Source organism: Trichocoleus sp. AS-A1 (assembly GCF_039962015.1).
GTDB lineage: Bacteria > Cyanobacteriota > Cyanobacteriia > Cyanobacteriales > FACHB-T130 > FACHB-T130.
In genome coordinates this window covers 1-3,065 of the sequence record NZ_JAMPKG010000079.1, presented here as the reverse complement: position 1 = coordinate 3,065, position 3,065 = coordinate 1, and the positions used below count along the sequence as shown (strand labels likewise).

Here is a 3,065-nt window from a genome sequence, read left to right as displayed (position 1 = left end):
TGTAAGTCTGGATACGGCATAGCACTCCTGAGGCTTCGATGCGGTTTCACTCTAATTGTGCCGCCTGCGAGCCCAAACTGGCACACTATCTTCCGATTCGTGCAGGAGGTCTATTGTAATGATGGATGAAGTACCAAATTGCGCCAAGGTGATTCTCTAATGACTTTGAAAACGACAGGGTTTTGCGGACTAATCGAGAAACCCGTTGGCGTAAGGTATTGTTAAACCGTTCAATGTAGCTGGTCTGTCCAGTCTCTTTCCCCACAGCTTGATGCCGCTTGCTGGGAAACACGGCTGCATAAGCTGCCCAGAAATCGATGTAGGCGACTGCACATTGACGGTAGACCGGGAGGCAAGGAATCTTACAATTTCCAGGTGGCTGTCTCGTCGCGATTACCGATGTAGACCCCGACAATCTCACGAGTGTCTGTATCGAATGCTAACTAGACCCACTGCTTATTGCTTTTGTTGTCCACAAATGACCATAATTCATCGCATTGCATCGTTAGCTTCACCTTTTTTTGGGGCTACCTGCACGCTTCGAGGCACCCGGGCATATTTCTCATTGACGTAGGGAAAGCAGCCATTGCTCAGACACTTGGACAGCCCGAGCAATTCCAGCCAACGAAATTCGTTCGAGCAGCAATCGGTCAATGAGATTCCGTGTCGCTTGGTCAATCACTTTCTTTGTCGGTTGTTCAACGAACTGTCGTCCACAACCGTGATACTTGAACCGTTGTTTGCCGTTGTGAATACGACCATTCTTGACCGTGTGGGTAGATGCACAAGTTGGGCAGGCAGGCATGGAAGAAGGACAGCGAGAAACTCTACTTCTCAATCATTACATCTTGGGCACTACCCGACGAGGTAAACGGGGCGGGCAAGCCAAACTGAGCGCACCCGACCAACTGTTAGTGGTGCTGGAGTATTGGCGGGAGTATCGCAGCTACTTCCACATCGGTAGTAGTTGGGGATTTAGCGAGTCTGCGGTCTGCCTAGTGCAAAAGGTCGAACACCGATTGATCGAGAGTGGTTCGTTTCGATTACCCGGTAAGAAGACGCTTTACCAGAATGCCTACAGTGGGGAAGTCGTTGTCGTCGATGTGACGGAAAGCCCGATTGAGCGTCCCCAAAAAAACAAAGAGCCGATTACAGTGGTAAGAAAAAGCAGCATACCGAGAGCAGCTCAAGTGGCAGTCAGGCAGAAGGATGGACTGATTCTTTGCACTGCTTTTGGCAAAGGACAAGTGCATGATTTTAGCTTGTTCAAGCGTCATCGTCTGCCGCGGCTTTCGGAGCAACTATGTCTAGCAGACAAAGGCTATCAGGGCATTGCCAAACTGCACCGTTGTAGTTGTATTCCTACCAAGAAGCCACCCCAGCGTCCGTTAGATACCAGTGAACGTCAACACAACCGCTCTTTGGCACAATTAAGAGTGATTGCTGAACATGTCAATCGACGGCTGAAGATTTTCCGCATTCTCGGGGAGCGTTACCGAAACCGTCGCCAGCGATTTGGACTGCGCTTCAATCTGATTGCTGCAATTATCAATGTTGAACTACTCCGCTCCCAGACCCCCTGATTCACGCAAGAATTCTAGACTTTCAATGTTCCCTCTTTTGTTACTAGGGGGAGAGGATAATCAGGAATAGATTCAACTATCGCTCTTCTGTCACTCTAGGCAGCAGAAAATAGGAACTCGTTCATTTGAAGAGGTATGGGAACTGCACGATGAAAGTAATTCATAAGCGCGATCAATCGTGAAAATCCCAAAGATAGAGTCGGAATGGGAAAGACTTACGAGCCTTGGTCGAATCAAGTTAAATAGGACCAAGGGTTGAAGGACTAAACGAAGATTATTTAACAAATTCTTCCATCCAGTTCCTTCATCCCACCAAGGATGCCTAAAAAATTTCTTAACCACAACAGAAGGTTTATCATCCCCCGGAAAATCGGGTCGTGGGTTTAGTGAAGCTGAGTGCAGACTGACTAGCAGATAAGCGCTCATTACCACTTCCCACCATTTCTGAATCTGAGCATAATCAGTAACGCGAAAATCCGCCCAACCCAGTTCATTTTTACTTTGCTTTAAGCCATATTCCACCCAATTTCGCAATCCGTAGAGATTACCCACTTGGTGATATTTGATTTCTGGGGCATGAGTCATTACATACCAAGTTGAGTTTTTAGGTAACGTTTGGGGGTCAGTTGTTATTTCCCAGAACTGAGTGGCACGACGCTTGCCAAAAATAATCTCACGGATATATCTCTGCTGGGTTGTGCCATCTGAAAATATCCGCTTAAATTCTCTCCAACGATTGCAGCGTACCCGTTGCTCCTTGGGCAACCAGACGGCGTGATTACTGCCAATAGCTACAACAAAAGGTAGCTTCAACTCGTACAACACATCAATGAAGTTACTGCCACTTTCTCCATATAAACTATCAGCCAGGACGAGCTTGAACCCAAAGCCCCATGCTTGTAATTGTCGAATCATACCAGCGGCAATTTCCGGTTTACTCAAGTAGGTATCTCCGACTTGGAGGCGTTCTTTGGGGTTGTATACTTCAAAGATTAATGGGAAGGTAATTCCGTCAATTACTCCATAAGCTGTAACCGCCACAATTCCATTCTCAATCTTGCCTAAATTTCCAATATATTGTCGTTTGACATAATCCGTCTCATCTCCTTTCTTGCGGTCACCCGTTTCATCAATAATTAGGATGATTTCTCGTCCCTCTAAAACTTGTAAAATTAGCTTTATTCGTTGCTCCCTCAACTGTTCTACCTGCCAGGGAGATGTCGTGAGAAAGTGATGCAATGATTGTTCCTGCTCTAGCCCCGCTAAAGATAGCTATTGCAGGTAGGCTTTTCCTCTTAATATCTGTTAGCATCCCGATATGCAGATGCTTAAAAGCTTCAAAGCTTCTGACTTCTGAAAACAGTGATTTATATAGCTGCATGCAGAGAGGTGAGGACGTAAGCTGGAGAAGTCCTGATGCATCTTTCCCCGGCTATGGCTAGACCTTACAGCAATGACTTTCGGCAAAAAGTGATGCAGGCC

General features: G+C 46.6%; 1 protein-coding gene and 2 pseudogenes. 1 reads left to right on the top strand and 2 read right to left on the bottom strand.

All coding sequences use genetic code 11. The features are described 5' to 3' along the window. Positions 1-85: 85 nt before the first annotated feature. Positions 86-805 (bottom strand): annotated as a pseudogene (locus tag NC994_RS27470) (IS1 family transposase). On the opposite strand from NC994_RS27470, the gene NC994_RS27465 reads away from it, so the two are divergent. After that, entirely contained in the window at positions 804-1,583 is a 780-nt protein-coding gene (locus NC994_RS27465) for a transposase family protein (RefSeq protein ID WP_199299392.1), read from the top strand. The pseudogene NC994_RS27470 and the gene NC994_RS27465 overlap by 2 nt on opposite strands. 95 nt (positions 1,584-1,678) lie before the next feature. Here the strand turns inward: NC994_RS27465 and NC994_RS27460 are convergent. Continuing rightward, positions 1,679-2,964, bottom strand: a pseudogene (locus NC994_RS27460) (IS701 family transposase). Between the last annotated feature and the right edge of the window lie 101 nt (positions 2,965-3,065).